Genomic DNA, 19,743 nt, shown 5'->3' on the forward strand with positions numbered 1-19,743 from the left:
CGTACAATGGAAAAAATTAATCCGGTCATAGGTCGCAAAATTGATAAATCTACCTTGATCAACTTGGAGCGAGGTAAGATACCGCCACAATCTGTTGATTTAGAGGAGGTTGTGCTCGGTGCTATGATGATTGATAAAAAGGGCGTAGATGAAGTTATTGATATTCTACATCCTGATGTTTTCTACAAAGATGCCCATAGGTACATCTATGAGGCCATCTTTAAGTTGTTTGAAAGTTCGGAACCGGTCGATTTATTAACCGTTTCGTCACAATTGAAGAAAGATGGTCGTTTAGAGGCCGTAGGGGGTGATTTCTACCTTATAAAATTGACGCAAAAAGTAGCTTCTTCGGCGCATATCGAGTTTCATGCACGAATCATCCTTCAGAAGTTTATACAGCGTAGCCTTATTAAAATCTCCAACGAAATCATTGAAGAGGCCTATGATGAGTCTACCGATGTTTTCGATTTATTGGACAGTGCGGAATCTAAGCTTTACGACGTTACCCAAGGCAACCTAAAGCGTTCTGCCGAAACCGCTATGGATTTGGTAATTCAGGCGAAGAAAAAAATTGAGGAGATTTCCAACAAAGAAGGTATGAGCGGTATCGCTACCGGATTTGATAAACTCGATAAACTGACTTCGGGTTGGCAGCCCAGTGATTTGATCATTGTAGCGGCACGTCCCGGTATGGGTAAAACGGCCCTTACCTTGTCTATGGCGAGGAATATTGCGGTAGACGGTGGTCAAGCCGTTGCGTTTTTCTCTTGTGAGATGTCTTCCGTACAGTTGATCACCCGTCTTATTTCTTCGGAAACAGGACTCTCATCGGAAAAATTGAGGACAGGAAAGCTGGAGAAGCATGAATGGGAACAGTTGAACGTAAAAGTAAAGGCGCTTGAAAAGGCCCCCTTGTTTATCGATGATACCCCGTCTTTGTCCATTTTCGATTTACGGGCCAAGGCGAGACGTCTGGCTTCGCAGCATGATATCAAGATCATTATAATTGACTACTTACAGCTAATGACGGCCGGTGGTACCGGAAAGGGAGGCAACCGTGAACAGGAAATCTCGACCATTTCGCGTAACCTCAAGGCCTTGGCAAAAGAATTGAACATACCGGTTATTGCACTGTCACAGCTATCCCGTGCGGTTGAAACCCGTGGGGGCAGTAAAAGACCCTTGCTTTCCGATTTACGTGAATCGGGTGCGATCGAGCAGGATGCGGATATTGTATCCTTTATTTTCCGTCCCGAATACTACAAAATCGATGAATGGGACGATGAGGAACGAAGCCCGACACAAGGACAGGCGGAATTTATCGTGGCCAAACACCGTAACGGTGGACTTGAGAACATTCGTCTGAAGTTTATCGGTAATCTCGGTAAGTTCGATAACCTTGATGACTTTGATTCTCCCTTTGAGTTTCAGTCTAAAATGAACGAGAACGAAGACAATCCGTTCATTACAAAGAACCTGCCCGATGCCAATCAGGCTTTCGGTAGTTCTATGAACGACTTGAACCCGGATGACGATAACGATGTTCCGTTTTAAGGCCTGAATTGAAGATCTTTCAACAAGTTTTTTCATAGCTTTAACTTGGGCGGTCATAAAAAGCGCACTTTTTCGAGTATCTTTAGAAAAAATCAAAGTGCTAGAAATATGGTAAAATCGCTTTTGTCTACTCTTTTTATCTTGGTAGGTGTTTTGCAGGTTTCCGCTTCTGCCATTCTGATCCCTATGGATGCCGAAGGGCAGAAAGACCACCTCAAGGCATACGGTATCACCTATTGGGTGCTTTCCAAACAGCAGAAGGTGCAATGGCTCCTAAATTATAGGGGAGGTTCTTTTTTGTTGCCCGATGGGGAAGTCATTAGAAAGGAATGTCAGATACGCGGGGTTTCCTTCGAAATTTTGTCCGATAGTCAAACCGAAGGGATACTGAACGAAATAAGTAGTCCTTCCAAAAATCAAGATGCGGTCATTTTGGAGAAGGCCCCTAAGATTGCTGTCTATAGCCCTAAGGGAAACCAACCTTGGGACGACGCGGTGACCATGGTCTTGACCTATGCCGAAATTCCCTATGTAACGGTCTATGATGAAGAGGTGCTGGGTGATAAACTGGCGCTCTACGATTGGCTGCATTTGCATCACGAAGATTTTACCGGCCAGTACGGCAAGTTTTACGGAGCTTATCGGGCGGCACCTTGGTATATAGAACAAAAGAAGGAGGCCGAGGCCCTGGCCGAACGAATGGGGTTTTCTAAAGTTTCCGAAGAGAAAAGCGCCGTAGCCGAAAAGATTAGGGCGTATGTTATCGGGGGAGGCTTTATGTTCGCCATGTGTTCGGCTACCGATAGTTTTGATATAGCCCTTTCCGCCAAGGGAGTGGATATTTGTGAACCTATGTTCGACAATGATCCTAGCGATGCAAACTATCAAAGCAAATTGAATTTTGATAGAACTTTTGCATTTACCGATTTTACACTGGAGCGCAATCCCTTGAAATACGAATTTTCATCCATAGATATGACCAGTAAGAGAGGCAATGTATCTAAGGAATACGATTATTTTTCCTTAATGGACTTCTCCGCAAAATGGGATGCCGTACCCACCATGCTCTGTCAAAACCACACCGCCTTGGTCAAAGGTTTTATGGGGCAGACCACCTCGTTTACGAGGGAAGAGATCAAACCGACCGTTTTGGTGCTTGGAGAAAACAAACAAAATGGCGAAGCCCGTTACATTCATGGTGTAAAAGGAAAAGGTTTCTTTACCTTCTACGGTGGGCATGACCCGGAAGACTACCAACATAGGGTGGGAGACCCGAAAACGGAACTGGAACTACACCCCAATTCTCCCGGGTATCGTTTGATATTGAACAATGTATTGTTTCCGGCAGCTAGAAAAAAGAAGCAAAAGACCTAAACCGAATAGACCCCTTCGTGTTCGTGGATTCAACTTCCGCGGATCAATAACAATCCATTTTGATCTGCTTGCGGTTTTGGTAATGACTGAGGTCTTTGCCCAAGTATTCATGGCTTAGCAGTTGCAGTTCTTCCAGTACTTCTTTTTGCATGGCTATAGATCCACAGATCATAATGCATCCTTTGTTTTTTAAGACGTCTAAAAACAAATCCTTATCTCGTTGGATTAAGTTTTGAACGTATATTTTTTCAGATTGTTGACGGGAATAGGCCGCTTTAAAATCGGTTAATTTACCTTCTCGCATGGCCTCTTCGATATAATCTTTATAGAGGTTGAACGAATCTTTTGTTCTCGCTCCCCAATACAAATGGATTTCTCTTTTTTTGATATTCTCCTGTATCATTCCAAGAAAAGGACCAATGCCGGTGCCTGTGGCGATAAACACGGTTTTTTTGGCGTGCTTTGGAAAATGGAAATTCCTATTGTTTACTACGGTAGCGGTGAGTTTTTCGCCTTGCGTCAGTTGATGCAGGTAGTTGGAACATAGGCCCTTGTCGTGTCTTCGGATGCTGATTACCAGTGTGTCGGTATTTACCTTGCCAATGGAATATAAGCGCTCACGGGCCCCTTCGCTGGGTACTACCGATAACAGGTCACCTGAAACAGGTCTTGATCCATTCAGGTTTTTAAGGCTTAAAAGGAAGGTGTCCTCTTCGGGAAGTTCGGCTTTCTGGATGACCTTAAAGGTAGATGCCGGTTTTGAACTGCTGAACAACTTCGGTTTTTCCAGATGAATGGATAGTCCCATTTTCTTTGACCAGGCCATAGACCAATTATTGAAAGATTCAAAAGATTGGTCGTTAACCGTAAAGACCTCGTGTAGGGCCGTACTGGTATCGGAGGCCTCTAAAGCGGTATGGGTTTCGTAGGCAAATTGACAGAAGTGGGGGTAGGCCGTCGAACCAAAGCCTACGACACTAAAATCAAAAGCTTGCTTCTGTCGCTGTTTTTTGACCAGTTGTATAAACTTATCTGCCGATGCCGGGGCTTCCCCTTGTCCGTACGTGGCCGTAATAACGACCAAATGCTCCATTTTTTTGAAAAGGGAGTATTGGTTCATCAGGGCGAGATGGCTTTTCTTTCCTATGGATAATAGTTGTTTGTGTAATTCTTGGGCGAATTCAAGCGTGGTACCACCTTCCGTGCCTACCAAGACAATATATTCACTTTCGTGTTTTGAATAGACATTTTTAATCTTGGTTTTAGGCCTTTTGAAGTATACGATAAAGCCCGTTACCGTTAAAAAGGGAATGGCCAAGCTTCCGAAGCCGAGTACTATGGACCAAATGATGCTTCCTTCTCCCGTATGTAAAACCCTGGCCCATGACGACATGAGCTGTAGGCTAGGGTATTTTTCTTCGGCAAGAACCTCCCCGGTAACTTGGTTGAGATATACTTCCCTGTCCTTTAACTGAACGATATAGTAGTCTTCTACAAATTCCGAAAAGGGATATTCCAATTCAAGAAGCTCGGATAGGGGCGTGTTTTTGAACAGCTCGAATTGCGTGAATTCTCTTATAGGTTCCTCTTGAATGGAATCAAAATCGACTTGCAATGAAACTTTGGAATCGGGTATAACATCAAAACGGAGCAAGGAAAGGTATACTCCCGTTAGGGCTAATACCAAAAGCGGAATTAGGGTCCATCTAGCGTATACAACATGGTGGTATTGGGAAAAGTTTTCGCGAACAACAGGCGCAAAGAATTGCTTGTAGCCCCCTTGTCTCTTTGCAATGAGCACCATGCCCGAAATACTGATGAGAATGAGTAGAAAAGAGGCGAAGCCAATGAGGAAACGTCCCGTGGATTTCAAAAAGAGAGAGCGGTGGAGGTTGGTGGCAAATTGAAAGAAGGACTTTTTTTGAATAAGGCTCCCCAATCTTTCACCAGTAAATGGATCGATGTAAAACTCATCGTTCTTTCCATCTACGATAGCCGTGGCGCTAACAAAACCGTTTCGGTCACGCTTTACGGCCAATACTTCATCATATTTTTTATTGATATGCTCTAGGGTTTCGGCCAATGAAAGTTCATCGGCCCCGGAAACACTGTAGGGTTCAATTTTATCCAAAATTGGTTCTACGGCAAGAATAACACCGGTAACCGATGCGATCAACAGAAAAATGGAAGAGGCAACGGCAAATACCAAATGGCTATACCTCCATACCGATACAATCATAAAAACTATCTATTAGGTACCATTCTAATATAACGGATGTAGCCCTTGCCGTTTACTTTATCCTTTATGGTGGCCGAGTTCAATTCAATTTCCGCATCTACGGCGTAATATTCTTGGTTTTCTACGGCGGACTCAAAACGAACTTTATAACCAGCGTCCATGTGCGAAGCGTTAAAGCCTAAAGAAATAACGTTTCGCTCACCGTTTCCAATTGTAGCACCTGAAAGGGCATCTACATTTTCACCGGAACCATCGCTGAAGTTCCACCAGTTTTTTAAATCGGGAAACCATTCCTTATCGTCACCTTGAATGTATAGGGTCTTTTCGTATTTCCCTTCAGGATTGATCAACGAAACCACGACATAGGCCTTTTCGCCCGTGTAGTTGGTCATTTGAATCATACATTTGTAACGTACTTCCGGTTCCTTAATAAAAGAAGACAATACAAAGATTGCGGATACCAAACCTAGGGCTCCAATGGCCTTTATTACAATATTTTTCATGGAATACTAGTTTAAAAAATGAAGGTTTACCTTGTTTTTGGCCAACAGTTCGTTCTCACTGGCCAAGTCGTGTGCAGTTTCACCAAATTCGGTAGTGGACTTAAGGTCTGCACCGTTCTTTATCAAATACTTTAATATTTCGGCATTTTCGGTCTTCATGGCCGCATAATGCAATGGGGTATTTCCATCTTTGTCCTTGCCATTGATATCCGCACCGAATGCACTTACTTTTTTCAATAGGTCCAAGTTGTTTTTCGAAACGGCCAAATGCCATACCGAGCTATTATCGGCTTGTAATTGTTTAAAGTCAAAACCTTTGGCTTTTAATGCGGCTACCTTGGCATCGAAATCACGTGGCTTGCCCCGGCTACCGAAAAGGTAGGCGGCAAGATTGTCTCCTTTGTTGTCCTTGAGCTGAACATCGGCGCCTTTGGTGATCAAGTAAGACACAACATCGGCACTGTTGTTTTGAAGGGCCATGGCCAAAGCCGTTTGTCCTTTGCTATCCGAATGGTCGATATTCTTTGTTTTTTCGGCCAGGTATTTTACAATGCTAAGCTCGTTTCTCGCCGCAGCTTTTAAAAGGGGGGTATTTCCTTCTTCATCTACGGCATTCGGGTCAACACCTTTTTCTTCGAAATATTTAAAAACCTTGATGTCTTTTGATGAACCGGCTAAATTATGCAGTGGGTTTTCTCCCTTTTTTGTGCTTACATTGGCATTGAGGCCCAATCCCTCTAAATACTTAAAAAGTTCTACGGAAGCCCCCCTTCCTTTACTGGCAAAGAAAATGGCGTTTTCACCGGTAGATTCATTTTTTGCCGTTGATACCCCTCGTTTCACTAATTCCTTAAGAATATCGATGTTTCCACCTTGGGCGGCATAATGGAAGGCACCATTTCCGTGGTCGTCTACACTGTTAAGGCTTAGGCCTTTTCCAATAAAATAATCTACGACTTCTAGGTTTCTGGCCCTTCCTACAGCAGTTAGCAGGGCGTTCTTCCCATGATGGTCTTTCTCGTTTTTTAAATCGGCACCCCCTTCGATGAATGCGTCATAGATGGCGGTGTTCTCTTGTCCTGTTGCCGCGGTAAAGGAAATAGGGCCATATCCGTGGGAATCCACGAGGTCTAGCTTGGCGCCTTTATCTATCAAATATTCTACGAGGTCTAGATGGCCACTCGAAGCGGCCCAAAACACATAGGTTCGGGAATCGTGGGTGCGTTTGTTGATGTCGTTGCCTTGATCCATCAAAAACTCAACGGTGCTGATCGGGTTTTTACTGAAAATGGCAAAGGTAGTGGCGTCAAAGCCGCCTCTGTTGGCTTCGATGACCGAGTGGCCTTCTTTCATAGTGGCCTGAATGGTGCCAATACTTGGTTGTTTTTCCCAGTAATCCTTATTTAAAAACGGATTAGGGTTGCGCGGCGCATTGCGTTGGGCCACGGCACTTACAGAAAGAAGGGCGAAACCGAGAACTAATGTCAGGGTTCTAAGGATATTTATTTTCATGTTCATATTAATAAGGTTTTGAATTGCTAAAACCATTATCGGGCCTTAGACCCGATAATGGCATATTGAAGCTGATGATTTTATAGGTTTACCAAGTACCTATAAAGTGACTTCCTTCGGTATTGATTAGTTGGGCCCCCTTGGTCACGGCACCGGTTTCGGTATCTACCACATAAATGTTTCCATTTTTTCCAACAGGTGCTTGCGTAAGGTATATTTCGTTTCCATCTACTGCATAGCCTTGGTACTGGAATAAGTAGAAGTCGGCCTCATAAGGAATGGCCTCGATTTTCGTGGCCGTTTTGGCGTTAATGTCGACCAAGGCAAAGAATCCTTGGGCACCGGCAACACCTTCTTCCGATCCTTCATGACGGTAGGCCAGAACGGCTTTTCCGTTCGCAGCTGGTCTCCAGGCCAATATATATGCGCCTTCTACACCTAGGGCGTCATCTAAGTTGAAGTCGTAGGAATCGTCATATTGGTTGTCCGATCCAATTTTCAAGATATGGGAGCCTTCAGGGTCACTCTGGTTGGCTTGGTAAACGCTTCCGTCATATAGAAAAGCGTTGATACTACGGTATCCATTAGTGTTTCCGTGGCCTATGCTTGAAGAAATAATAGTAGGGTTTAGCAAGGAAGGATAGTCAAGGACTATGGTTTTAGAGCTTAAAATATCATAATCACTATCGCTTTCAACGGTTGCAGGGTCGACCTTACTCACACGTGCGCCGATATATAATTTATCTCCCGCGGCATTAAGAACGGGCATATCTATTCTAGAGATATAATATCCTGCTGCCGATTCTTCCTCACTTAGGGTAATAACATGCTCTTGAAAGTTGTTGATTTGGGAATCTACCAAGTCTAAGGTAACTACACCGATGGTTGAATTTGTATAGAGGTATTTGTCGTCGGTTACATTGTTAGGGGTATCGTTATCGTCCACCTGATGTTCCGTTGATACATAAACGGCGGCACCCGTTTTGTCCCCATCGAATAATTTGATCCATCGTGGGGCGGTACCTACATAAGGGGCTATACTTATTTCCGATCCGGTAGGGGTGAACTTTCCTTCCCCCTCTACGATATATTTGGTGTAATTACCACCGGTATCCCCGGCATAGCTGATGTTGAAAATAGTATTGCCATCTTCCGAGGCTTGCAGTCTGGCCGTTCGGTTGGACGGGGCCACAAAGCCGTTATTAAACGGGTCTATTTGTACTGTCGGGTCTTTGGCGTCTTCGCTGGTTACGGAATAAATTAAGGTTCCTCCATTTCCATCACCGGGGTTTTCGCCCATTTTGGCTCCGGCAACGGTAATCCATCTAGATGCTTCCTCCTCTTGCTCTTCTTCCTGTTCTTCTTGATCGGGAGTTACGGAGTTATCATCGCTGCTGCAGGCGGTCATTAAACCTATGGCAAATAACGCAATGGCGTACGATTTTAAGTTTAATAAGGGTCGTTTCATAATAGAATCTATTTAGATAATTAAAGATTATTGATTGTATAATTCAGTTTTAGGTAAAAAGCCCTTCCCGGCTTTTGTACGGATAGGTTGTCGTATATGGCTTGGTCGAATATATTTTTGACATCAAAGCTCAATACAAAATTCTCTTTTGGAAAAGTATAGCTAAGCCCAAAGTCATGCGATAGCTGTTCAGGAATTAGAAACTCTTCTTCCCCTGTCGTATTTGTTCCCTGGGCGAATTTGTAGCTAAACTCATCGGTATAGTAGGTGTTGTAGAATAAGTTTAGCCGTGATTTTTCTTGAATGAAATTTTTGAAGGTATACCGTAAACCGGCATTCATGGTAAATAAGGGTACGTTGGGAACGTTGGTTTCAACACCCGAATTTACCGTGGTCAAACTCATCCGGGTAATATTGAAGTTGAAACCTAGATTGTTGTTGTAGGTGTAGTGGAGTTCCCCTTCAATTCCTTTAGATTCGGCAGTGTTCTCTAAGTTGGTATATTGTACGAACTCATCACTTTCCCTTAGTCCATCTGCATTTGTAGGTAATCCTATTCGGTTTTCAATATTTCTGGCAAAGAAGTTGGAGGTTAAGGTGAATCCGTGTTTATTAAGGTTGAATTTTCCCAGGCGTAAACCAAGGTTTACATTGTTACTCGTTTCGGGTTGAATAGTCAGGTTGGGAAGCAAGTTATCCCCGGCATCCCCAAATACTTCGTTTTCACTGGGCAATCGAATAGCCTTTTCTGCGGATGTCAAGAAGGTAATGGAGGGGAGAATCGCGTAAGAAGCGGCAAAACCGTATCCGGTATAATCTTTATCGCTTTGGTAAACTTCATCTATTACTTGGGTATGGTCATCGTTAAATACAGGTTGTGTATTTAGTACTTTTTGAATGTAATGTTTTCCAAAGGCATTTAGCTTAAACTTACTTTCAAAGGCTTGTAGTTCGTAGCTTAGGGAAATAATATTCTTATAAAGGTCACTAGTTTGCTGAAAAGTGTTTTCGAGTAACGATATCATTTCGTCACTATCTTCCCTGTCTATACCACTGTATATATGGTTCAATAAGATTTTATGGTTGTCGTTTATGGTATAGGACAGGCCTGAACGTATAGAGGATACATTGCGGGTAATTTTCGCCAGTGTCGGACCGTTTTCATTTTGTGAATCCCAGATGTAATCGAGATATTCCCCGTCAAACCTGATTCTTCTTTCCCCGGTCCAACTATATGCTTGGGCAACGGTATCGTTTATACTGCGATGGCGTTTCCCGTATACCCCGTTGACATTTAGGTCGAGCCCTTTTATGAATAGATTTTTCTTTTTATACGTTAGATTTCCTAGTATGGCATCCGATTCCAAAAAGCGCCCTTTATAGGGTAGTTTGGTGACAAAAGTGCCATGTTGTACCTCATTGTACTCATCGGAAGCGGCAACACCGACCAAAAATTGATCGGCCCATTCCACATTTGTAAAACCGACCTGTGCCATGCCCCCGGTAGATCTATAGGCATCATAAAACCTTCTAGCGACAATAGGGGTTTCTATCCCATTGGGGGCAATATCGACAATGGTTCTACCTGAAATTTTATAGTCGTTGTCAGAGTAATTGTGAAAGGCCGATGCCTTTATGGTAAAACCTGATTTGTCGAATCGGTATGCCCCGTTCAAATTTGTCTGTAAGGTGTTGAACGACCCGTACGAAACCGAGGCGTTCAGGTTGTTTTTGGCTCCTTCGTGAAGAACAATGTTAATGGCGCCACCAACGGCGTCACTAGATAAGTGCCCTGGTACGACTCCTTTGTAAACTTCAATGTTTTTGATCATTGAGGGAGGAATGCTGTTCAGGCTAAAGGATGAACCATATATGGAAATGGGAATTCCATCGATAAAAATGCTGACCGATCTACCGGATAGGCCGTTTAAGCTATATTTGACAGTAGAACCTAAACCACCGTTCTGTCGTATTTTTACACCGACCGTATTGTTCAATAACTCATTGGTTTGAATGCTTCTGAGTCCTGCTTCCTTGGTTTCGACCGAGTTTACGGCAAACCCCTTTGTTTCAAGGGATGTTTTCTTCGTCTTTCCATTAATGGTTACCTCGTCTAGATGCTCGACATTTTCCTTTAAGGCGAAATCTATTTTAAGATTAGTGTTTTTTTCATCGACCTCAATAAGCTTTGAGTTTGTGCCATAACCTATATATGAAACCTTCAATTTATGGTTTCCCTTAGGTACCTGATGAATGGCGTAGGCCCCGTTATCATCTGTAAGAACACCCAATTTTAGGTTTTCAAGTATGATACTGGCAAATGACAAGGGCCTTCCATAGGCATCGGTCACAATACCGGATATGGTTGAAGAGGCTTCTTGACATTGGACAGAGAAGAAAACTAGTAAAAAGAAAGCCGCAAATATGTTCTTCATATTATTTTGAAAATAATCTATTATTCTTATTAAGATTTAATCTAAATAAATAGCTTTGCAAAACTAATCGAGGTTTTCGGGTAGCACTAACGCAAAAGGAAGTTTTAGTTACGAATTAAGAATAAATGAGAATAGGTCTTTTTCCATCGGGGCAGTATAGGGTAGACCAAGGCGGTGACCTAGTGTCATCTATTCATGAAAATGTACCCAAAGCAGTTGATTTTCAACAGGAAAAGGAGTTAAACGGAAGTTGTCAAGAGCTTCGATTAGAAGGAGCTAGGATCTTATTGAAAAAGTTCAGCTTAGAAAATCCTTCTACGGTCCCATATGAAAACCTTCATTCGTGTTTGGGGCTTCATTTCTTGTTGCAAGGCACTTATAAGTTTTCCGGAATTGAAAACAAGGCTAAAGTCGGTATTCAGTCCGGTCACTATAATCTTGTCCAATGGCCGAGTATTTTGGGAACTCAGAAGTTTAAAGGCTTAGACTATACTTCCGTGGAAATATTCTTTACAAGGAAGTTTCTTGAGGATTTGTTGGGAAAAGAGGTCGATTCCGTTCTTAGACACTTTATAGCAGAGGACAAGGAAGCCAAACTTCTTTGGAGTAAAGGACAGGTCATACCCGGAAAGCTACGAGTGCCGCTTCTTGAAATGTTGAACTGCCCATTTAGCGGAAGCGCCAAAACGAATTATATAGCGTCTCAAATACGTTGTCTGCTCATAGAGGTGTTTTTGGGAAGAGGACATAGTATTGGTGAGCATGGCGAAGCTGAGTTGCCTATTTTAGATAATGAAGCCATTGAAAGGGTAGTGGGGTACATAAAGCAGAACCTCAAGAAAAAGTTGACCATAAAAGAACTGTCGGAAATAGCAGGGTTTAATACCACCAAACTCAAAACTTGCTTTAAGAAAGTCCATCAAACTACCATTTTTAAGTATATCACATGTTTACGTATGGAAAGGGCCAAAACTTTGATAGTCGACGAAAACTGTTCTATCGCCCAGGCTTCTTACGAAGTGGGCTATTCCAATCCCCAGCATTTTACCGTAGCCTTCAAGAAGACTATGGGCTACTTGCCAAGTACTTTGTTGTCAGTAATTTAATATGGTAGTTTAATACAGATGGTCATTCTTGCTCGGGCAAAAATGGTTTTGCGAAGATGCGGACGGAACCTTGATGTCCCAATATTTTTATTCCTTTTTCGTTTGATTACAAACAGAATTATTTTGAAGAAAAATAGCACTCTATATCTACTATTTCTATTATGGGTTTTTAGCGCTGTGGCACAAAATCCGAAACAGAGATCTATTGATTATTACGCATGGAATTACCCTATAATACAAGGGGCAGCCAATAAAATAGCCTTTTCCATTGATGAGAAACCCCTGACGATATCTGCGGCCGAGATTCATGGGAATGGCGATAAGTTGGTTTTTTTGAAATCTACGGAGGGAAGAATAACGGTTTCTTCGAATTTGGTGACCTTTCTCGATCTCTGGTCGTATCAAACCACGCGAATCGATGAGGCGGATATAAAGGTTATTCTTACTCCCGAACCTAGCGTTTTTGAGATTTCGGCCTATAAGGATAAGAAAGGATCAAAGGAGACAGAGCGTTATGAGGGCCAGTTAAAACTTCATAGCGGTATAAAAATCGAGATTACCGATGCCCAAGGTCGAGTTCTACACGAGAAAAAACTAGAGGATTACAATACCTTGCACTCGATACATGCTTTCGAAAATAGCGCCATTACCAGTGAAAAAAAGGCTTTGGAATTGACCAAGGCCCATTTTATGGAAAATGCAGAGAAGTATATGGCAGGTGCGAACGGGAGTGTATCAGGACCCTTGCATTATAAGCTGGTGGAGTACTTGCAAGACGTTATTGATTTGCGTCGTAAAAAGAAGTCGCTGTATGTCTATACGTTTAAGAAGAAAAAAGGTTTTGATTTAAGCGGCATACAAGCTTCGATCGAAGATTTAAAAAGCTTATCGGATGTAGCGCTAGGAACGAACTATCAGAAGGAGATAGAGGCCCTATTGCTTCCAAAGATTGATTTTTGGCGGGAGGAAATATCGAAATACGATAGTCATGATAAAAAACAGGTGAAAGTGGTTTGGGGCCTATTGGCCAATATTTCCGGGGCCTACCATGCACTTGGCGAGGATGAAAAAGCCCTTGAGGTGTATCAGGAAATTGAAAAGTTGGATTACAGGGGGAGTTATAAATACCTGAAGCAACTTCCCGAAGAACAAATGGCTAAGCGAAAGGCCTTCTTCGGAACCGATACGCCGAAGCCCCTCGACGAAGTTGGCTTTCAGGGTACGCACAACCCAAGTTATGTGCATTATAAAAACTATTCAGGAGGGCTCCTCGGGGCCAATAGGCTGGAAGTCTCACAGTCTATTCTCGATACGCGGAAGAAGCGTGCCTATCTCTTGGGTAAAATTCTAGGGCATTATCAATACCTTGAAGAACTGAAGCGCTTGGGCCGAAAGTTCAACGAAAGGGGCAATGCCGATGTAGGTTTCGAAGAGACCGACGCCTATTATGTAGAGGTATTCAATCGTGCGGCAAAGGAGTCGGAGGAAATTAAGTTTCTCGATTTAAGTGTGCTCGACGAAGATGAAAAGATCATAGCCTCGAAAATATCGCAAGACCTAATCGATTTCTACACTATTTACAACAAGGAAGTATCCTTGAACAAGGAGTCTCAAGATGACTGGGAAGAGATGCAGAAGATTTTAGACAAACTTTTGGTGGTTTTGCACCAATGGCAAGGGGATGAAAAGGAAGATAAAAGAGCGCTTTACAAGAACATCGATTTGCTTTCCGACAAGATGTTGCTGATCAACAATGAAACGATTAGGAGCCTTCCTTTATTGGAAACCTTACTTGAGGAACTTTCTTCAGAGGATAAGGTGTCTTATGAGGCCAACCCCAAATTGTTCAAGCAACTGTTTAAGAAATATCAAAAAACCTATGTATCCCTTTTTGTGGCCGATACTTCAATAGGTCAGTATTTGCATCATAGCGCCCTTCAATTTTTGAATAAGGAGTTGAAGGTTTATTATGAACTGTACAGGGCCGATGAAGAAGAGATAGGGGCAAAGCACAAGAATTTACACGACGACCGGAGGGTAGCCAATATATTATCGATTTTCGTTAAATGAAAAGGATTCCGCTGATAGGGACCGTCGTTTTGGTGCTGGCACTGAATAGTTGTGGTTCCTGGGCCTATCAAGGCTACGAGATGTCTTCTTCCCACCATGAAACGGCGCCGAATGAGTTTGAGTTAGAAGTGAAAGTTGTATATGTTCAAGAGTTGCGCAAGGAGACGAATTCCATTAAAGTCGATTACGAGGTGGTGAACCGGTCCGAAGATATTTTTTTATCGCCCGAAAAAAAATACAACGTATTCTTTAAGGTGAAGACGAAGGATGGCCGTGAAATAGGTCATTATAAAAGTATCTACAGGAAAATAGCCCCTAACTCTAGCATCATATTGTCAGAGACGATAAATCTATCCGTCTATGAGTACGAATCGGTCGAGGCTAAAATTTTTATAGAATAACGTGTATTTCGTTTGTTATTGGGCGTTCACCAATTTTTCGAGAATGCGTTCCACACCAAAATCATCGTTATGGGCGGTAAGGTAGTTGGCGGCTTTCTTTACATTGGGGTGTGCATTTTCCATCGCAAAGCTGAAATCAGCTAGGGCCAACATTTCAAGGTCATTGTTATAATCGCCAAAAACCATGGTTTCTGCCGGGCTGACGTTAAAGCGTTCCTGGACTTTCTGAAGGGCGTATCCTTTATGGGCATCAGGACTCGAAATGTCTACCCAGTTTTCACCGGAGACCTTTACTTTTAATGAGCCTTCTAAATGCGCTACCGAAGGGTAAATGTATTTTTCGGAACTCTCAAAGTGGTAGATGGCAATCTTTAGGATCTCGCCGTCAAACTCCTTGAGGTCGTCTACCATCTTAAAGTCGGTATAATACTCCCGTAGCTTGGCTTCGAATTCCTTTGAATTGTTTTTGATATAGGCATTGTGCTTCCCACAAAGAACGGGATGGATGTTCTCGATGGAATCCAATACATTAAGAACCGAATTCTTGGCCGCATAGGGTAGGGGGGTGGCTAAGAGCTCAATATCCCTTTGCATGGCAAAGCCGCCGTTTTCCGCAATTACGACAATATCGTTTTTAATGGGTTGCAACTTGTCTACAATACTATGGTACTGTCTTCCACTGGCGGCAACGAAAATGATCCCTCTTTGCTTCATGATTTCAAAGAGTTCAAAAAAGCGATCGCTTACTTGGTGGTTGGAGTTCAATAAAGTGCCGTCCATATCGGTGACGACCATTTTTACTTTCGATAGGTCCATATGCATTTTTTAGAAGATGCAAAGGTATCTGTTCAAAATTTAATTAGGCTTCGTATTTAGAAAGTTTTACATTTATTTCATATAAAAACACCCATGAAATTTTTCCAGAAAGAGATAAGGTTAAAAGGATACAAACGGGGTTTTCACTTAGTGACCGAAGAGATTTTGTACGCCTTTCCCGAGCTTAAGAAGATAAAGGTAGGTATGTGCCAGATTTTTATAAAGCACACCTCGGCCAGCTTGACGGTCAACGAAAATGCCGACCCGACCGTACGAACCGATTTTGAAAGCCATATGAACGTGATGGTGCCCGAGAACGCGCCGTATTACATTCATACCTATGAAGGGCCCGATGATATGCCAGCACACATAAAAGCGTCTTTAATGGGCGCATCGGTACAAATACCGATAAGCAATGGAAGATTGAACTTAGGGATTTGGCAAGGGGTTTACCTATGTGAGCATAGGGACCATGCATCGGGAAGAAACTTGGTGCTTACCGCTTTTGGGGAATAAAAAAATCCGGTACAAACGTACCGGATTTTTTCTAAGTGAGATATATTCTTAATTTATTTAACCTTGTCTACGATGGCTTTAAAAGCTTCCGGATGGTTCATGGCCAAATCGGCAAGAACCTTTCTGTTCAACTCAATGTCGTTCGCTTTTAATTTCCCCATAAACTGGGAGTAAGACAATCCGTGTAAACGGGCACCTGCATTAATACGGGTAATCCATAGGGCACGGAAAGTTCTCTTTTTGTTTCTTCTGTCGCGGTAAGCATATAACATTGCTTTTTCTACCGCATTTTTGGCTACTGTCCAAACGTTTTTACGTCTTCCAAAGTAACCTTTGGCCTGCTTCATCACCTTTTTTCTTCTGGCTCTGGAAGCAACTGCATTTACTGATCTTGGCATAATTTTTAATTTTTGTAGTAGGCGGTGCAATTTGCTGCACACTTTTAGAGCCCAACTCCATGGTTAATACTTTGTTACCGAAAGAATGTTACTTTAAACGCAACTGTTCTTTAATACTGTTAACGTCTGACTGATGAACTAGTCCATCATGGGTTAACTTAAGCTTACGCTTTTTAGACTTTTTAGTCAAGATGTGACTCTTAAAAGCGTGCTTTCTTTTGATTTTACCGGTACCGGTAAGCTTAAAACGCTTCTTGGCACTCGATTTTGTTTTCTGTTTAGGCATTTTTCCTATTTATATGAATCTCACTTATTTATGCTGAAACTGTCCGCCATAAGACGGACAGAGCTCAGTATCTTTTGGGTAATACGGTTTGAACCGTACTACTTTTATTTTTTTGCTTTAGGGGCAATGAACATGGTCATTCGTTTGCCCTCTAGTCTAGGTAGTTGTTCTACTTTACCCCACTCTTCCAAATCTTGGGCAAGCTTTAAAAGTAGAATTTCACCTTTGTCCTTATATACTATAGAACGTCCCTTAAAGAAAACGTAGGCCTTCAATTTGGCTCCGTCTTGCAAAAACTTTTCGGCGTGCTTCTTTTTAAAGTCATAATCATGGTCGTCGGTATTCGGTCCGAAACGGATTTCCTTGACGATAACCTTGGTGGCCTTCGCCTTCATGACTTTTTCACGCTTCTTTTGTTCGTAAAGAAACTTCTTGTAATCTATAATCTTACAAACCGGTGGTTCCGCCTTTGGTGATATCTCGACCAAGTCAAGACCCATTTCTTCCGATTTGTTCAGTGCTTCGCGTATCGGGTATACCCCGACCTCGACATTATCACCTACCAACCTTACCTTAGGTGCTAATATTTTTTCATTGATTTTGTGAGGGTTTTTATTTTCCCTCCTAGGTTGGGGCCTAAATCTTTTACGTATTGCTATGACTAATTCTTTTTAGTTAAACTTAATTTTTTTTAAAACGACTTTAAAGTACTATTTATTTCTTTAGTTACCAAGTCTGAAAATTGTTCTAGGGAAATAGAACCTAAATCTTCCCCACCATGTCTGCGAACGGAAATGGTGTTCGACGCTTCTTCATTTTCCCCGACGATTAGCATAAAAGGAATTTTGTTCATTTCGGCTTCACGTATTTTCTTGCCTACAGTTTCATTCCTATCATCAATGAGGGCGCGAATTTCGTCATTTTCTAAGGATTTTAAAACTTTTTCCGCATATTTTTCATGTTTCTCGCTCACTGGCAATACAATAGCTTGTTCCGGAATCAGCCAAAGCGGGAAATTTCCTCCCGTATGTTCAAGTAACAGGGCGATGAAGCGTTCCATGCTACCGAAGGGGGCACGGTGAATCATTACCGGCCTATGCAGTTCGTTATCACTTCCTTTATAGGTAAGGTCAAAGCGTTCCGGAAGATTGTAGTCTACTTGTATGGTACCCAACTGCCATTGTCTGCCTAGGGCATCCTTCACCATAAAGTCCAATTTCGGACCGTAAAATGCAGCTTCACCTTTTTCAATGATGTAGTCAAGACCTTTTTCTTGGGCGGCATTGATGATGGCATTTTCGGCTTTTTCCCAATTCTCTACGGTACCGATGTATTTTTCGGGGGTATCAAGGTCTCTTACCGATACTTGGGCGGTAAAATCTTCAAAACCTAAAGAGCCTAATACATATAAGGAAAGGTCGATTACACTCTTGAACTCTTCATCCAACTGGTCGGGAGTACAGAAAATGTGTGCATCATCTTGGGTAAAGCCCCTTACCCGGGTCAAGCCGTGAAGTTCACCGCTTTGCTCATATCTATATACCGTACCGAATTCGGCATACCTTTTAGGGAGTTCCCTGTAGCTGAACGGCCGAGAGTTGTATATTTCACAGTGGTGCGGACAGTTCATGGGTTTTAACAAGAACTCCTCGTCTTCCTTAGGGGTGTGGATAGGCTGGAAGCTATCGGCCCCGTATTTTTCGTAGTGGCCTGAAGTAACATAAAGCTCCTTTTGTCCGATGTGTGGGGTAACTACCATTTCGTAGCCCGCTTTCTTTTGGGCCTTTTTCAAGAAATTCTCCAGACGCTCCCTTAGGGCCGCGCCTTTTGGAAGCCATAGGGGTAAACCTTGGCCTACTTTCTGTGAAAAGGTAAAAAGCTCAAGCTCTTTGCCCAGTTTTCTATGGTCGCGTTTTTTAGCCTCTTCTATAAGGGCTAGGTATTCGGTAAGTTCTTTCTGTTTAGGAAAAGAAATACCGTAGACCCTTGTCAGTTGCGGTTTGTTTTCATCACCTCGCCAATAGGCTCCGGCAACGTTCAATATTTTAATGGCCTTTACGATCCCGGTGTTGGGGATGTGGCCGCCTCGGCATAAATCGGTAAAAGTGTCGTGGTCGCAAAAGCTGATGGTGCCGTCTTCAAGGTTTTCGATCAGTTCTACCTTGAACTCGTTCCCTTGCTTTTTGTATAGCGCTAGGGCATCGGCCTTGGATACGGGGCGCATTTTAAAATCGTGCTTCCCCCTGGCGATTTCCAGGGCCTTTTTTTCGATGGCCGGGAAATCCTTTTCCGAAATTGTATGCTCGCCGAAATCAACGTCGTAATAAAAACCATTTTCAATAGCGGGCCCGATGGTCAGTTTAATACCGGGGTAGAGCTCTTCTAGGGCCTGGGCCACAATATGGGAAGAAGAGTGCCAAAACGCTTTTTTGCCTTCCTTGTCGTTCCAGGTGTAGAGTACCAAGGCCCCGTCTTCGTTAAGGGGGGTAACGGTTTCTACTACCGTGTCATTAAATTTTGCGGAAATTACGTTCCGCGCCAGACCTTCACTTATGCTTTTAGCGATATCCATAGGAGTGCTTCCTTTGGCATATTCCCTTATACTTCCGTCCGGTAATGTAATTTTCATCTTGCCCATTGTTTTTAATAAGGGTGCAAAGATAGTATTCCGCCGCAACGCATACAATATATAGTATCAAGTTTATTAGGGTTCTATATATAGAGGAGGGGGTATATATATAGTTAAGGGCGATTGTGAAGCTATGGTTAGTTTATGGAAAAATCTAGGTTAAGGGCATAATAATCTTAAAATTGAGTAAAAAGTACCGTTTGCCTATTGTGTGGATCGATAAAAAGGTCTAATTTTAAGGCCCTCTAATTTTTAAGGATTGTAATTCCCTCGCTGTAAGGAAGTTGTAAAAAACTTGAAAAAAGTTTAAAAAAACTCTTTGAGAATTAAAAAAGGGTCTTACATTTGCAGCCCGCAAAACAGGTATGAAGATGTTTGTTAAGCGAGGGTAAACAAAGAGTAAACGTTCCTTTTGAAATATTGTTTTTTACGGCCG

Annotated in this window: 16 protein-coding genes; 6 read left to right on the forward strand and 10 right to left on the reverse strand. The window is 42.5% G+C overall.

Annotated features, from left to right (window positions below):
• The first annotated feature begins 6 nt into the window (after positions 1 to 6).
• Entirely contained in the window at positions 7 to 1,554 is a 1,548-nt protein-coding gene (dnaB, locus tag B4Q04_RS12540) for a replicative DNA helicase (protein ID WP_013994362.1), read from the forward strand.
• Between the two features lie 108 nt (positions 1,555 to 1,662).
• Positions 1,663 to 2,928 (forward strand): hypothetical protein, encoded by a 1,266-nt coding sequence (locus B4Q04_RS12545; protein WP_013994363.1) that lies wholly within the window; start codon positions 1,663 to 1,665, stop codon positions 2,926 to 2,928.
• Between the two features lie 43 nt (positions 2,929 to 2,971).
• On the opposite strand, the gene B4Q04_RS12550 is transcribed toward B4Q04_RS12545, so the two are convergent.
• The 5 genes from B4Q04_RS12550 to B4Q04_RS12570 form a co-directional block, all read right to left on the reverse strand.
• Positions 2,972 to 5,167 (reverse strand): PepSY domain-containing protein, encoded by a 2,196-nt coding sequence (locus B4Q04_RS12550; protein WP_088697005.1) that lies wholly within the window; start codon positions 5,165 to 5,167, stop codon positions 2,972 to 2,974.
• Between the two features lie 5 nt (positions 5,168 to 5,172).
• Complete coding sequence (locus tag B4Q04_RS12555) at positions 5,173 to 5,670, reverse strand: DUF2271 domain-containing protein (protein WP_088697006.1); 498 nt, start codon at positions 5,668 to 5,670, stop codon at positions 5,173 to 5,175.
• Between the two features lie 6 nt (positions 5,671 to 5,676).
• On the reverse strand, positions 5,677 to 7,188 hold the full coding sequence (locus B4Q04_RS12560; RefSeq protein ID WP_161496067.1) for an ankyrin repeat domain-containing protein: 1,512 nt from the start codon (positions 7,186 to 7,188) through the stop codon (positions 5,677 to 5,679).
• Between the two features lie 82 nt (positions 7,189 to 7,270).
• Entirely contained in the window at positions 7,271 to 8,650 is a 1,380-nt protein-coding gene (locus B4Q04_RS12565; protein ID WP_088697008.1) for a hypothetical protein, read from the reverse strand.
• A 20-nt stretch (positions 8,651 to 8,670) separates the two neighbouring features.
• Positions 8,671 to 11,085, reverse strand: coding sequence for a TonB-dependent receptor (locus B4Q04_RS12570; RefSeq protein ID WP_088697009.1), 2,415 nt, complete (start codon positions 11,083 to 11,085; stop codon positions 8,671 to 8,673).
• A gap of 125 nt (positions 11,086 to 11,210) precedes the next feature.
• Between B4Q04_RS12570 and B4Q04_RS12575 the strand changes: the two genes are divergently transcribed.
• The 3 genes from B4Q04_RS12575 (at position 11,211) to B4Q04_RS12585 (ending at position 14,662) form a co-directional block, all read left to right on the forward strand.
• Positions 11,211 to 12,191, forward strand: coding sequence for a helix-turn-helix domain-containing protein (locus B4Q04_RS12575; protein WP_088697010.1), 981 nt, complete (start codon positions 11,211 to 11,213; stop codon positions 12,189 to 12,191).
• Between the two features lie 123 nt (positions 12,192 to 12,314).
• Positions 12,315 to 14,261, forward strand: coding sequence for a hypothetical protein (locus tag B4Q04_RS12580; RefSeq protein WP_123772370.1), 1,947 nt, complete (start codon positions 12,315 to 12,317; stop codon positions 14,259 to 14,261).
• Entirely contained in the window at positions 14,258 to 14,662 is a 405-nt protein-coding gene (locus B4Q04_RS12585) for a hypothetical protein (RefSeq protein WP_013994371.1), read from the forward strand. The genes B4Q04_RS12580 and B4Q04_RS12585 overlap by 4 nt, the downstream gene beginning before the upstream one ends.
• Before the next feature lie 15 nt (positions 14,663 to 14,677).
• On the opposite strand, the gene B4Q04_RS12590 is transcribed toward B4Q04_RS12585, so the two are convergent.
• The gene (locus B4Q04_RS12590; protein ID WP_088697012.1) at positions 14,678 to 15,478 is read right to left on the reverse strand and encodes an HAD family hydrolase; all 801 of its coding nucleotides are present in this window, start codon (positions 15,476 to 15,478) and stop codon (positions 14,678 to 14,680) included.
• A gap of 93 nt (positions 15,479 to 15,571) precedes the next feature.
• On the opposite strand from B4Q04_RS12590, the gene B4Q04_RS12595 reads away from it, so the two are divergent.
• Positions 15,572 to 15,994, forward strand: coding sequence for a secondary thiamine-phosphate synthase enzyme YjbQ (locus B4Q04_RS12595; RefSeq protein ID WP_013994373.1), 423 nt, complete (start codon positions 15,572 to 15,574; stop codon positions 15,992 to 15,994).
• A 53-nt stretch (positions 15,995 to 16,047) separates the two neighbouring features.
• On the opposite strand, the gene rplT is transcribed toward B4Q04_RS12595, so the two are convergent.
• The 4 genes from rplT to thrS all read right to left on the reverse strand — a co-directional run bounded on the left by rplT (position 16,048) and on the right by thrS (position 19,307).
• Complete coding sequence (gene rplT, locus B4Q04_RS12600) at positions 16,048 to 16,392, reverse strand: 50S ribosomal protein L20 (protein WP_013994374.1); 345 nt, start codon at positions 16,390 to 16,392, stop codon at positions 16,048 to 16,050.
• 88 nt (positions 16,393 to 16,480) lie between these two features.
• A complete protein-coding gene (gene rpmI, locus B4Q04_RS12605; protein ID WP_013994375.1) occupies positions 16,481 to 16,678 on the reverse strand; it encodes a 50S ribosomal protein L35 in 198 nt (65 codons plus the stop codon).
• 104 nt (positions 16,679 to 16,782) lie between these two features.
• Complete coding sequence (gene infC / locus B4Q04_RS12610; protein ID WP_084724353.1) at positions 16,783 to 17,337, reverse strand: translation initiation factor IF-3; 555 nt, start codon at positions 17,335 to 17,337, stop codon at positions 16,783 to 16,785.
• Positions 17,338 to 17,369: 32 nt separating this feature from the next.
• Positions 17,370 to 19,307 (reverse strand): threonine--tRNA ligase, encoded by a 1,938-nt coding sequence (gene thrS, locus B4Q04_RS12615; RefSeq protein ID WP_046287951.1) that lies wholly within the window; start codon positions 19,305 to 19,307, stop codon positions 17,370 to 17,372.
• Positions 19,308 to 19,743 lie beyond the last annotated feature (436 nt).

Origin of the sequence: Zobellia sp. OII3 (genome assembly GCF_002211465.1) — a bacterium.
Classification (GTDB): domain Bacteria; phylum Bacteroidota; class Bacteroidia; order Flavobacteriales; family Flavobacteriaceae; genus Zobellia; species Zobellia galactanivorans.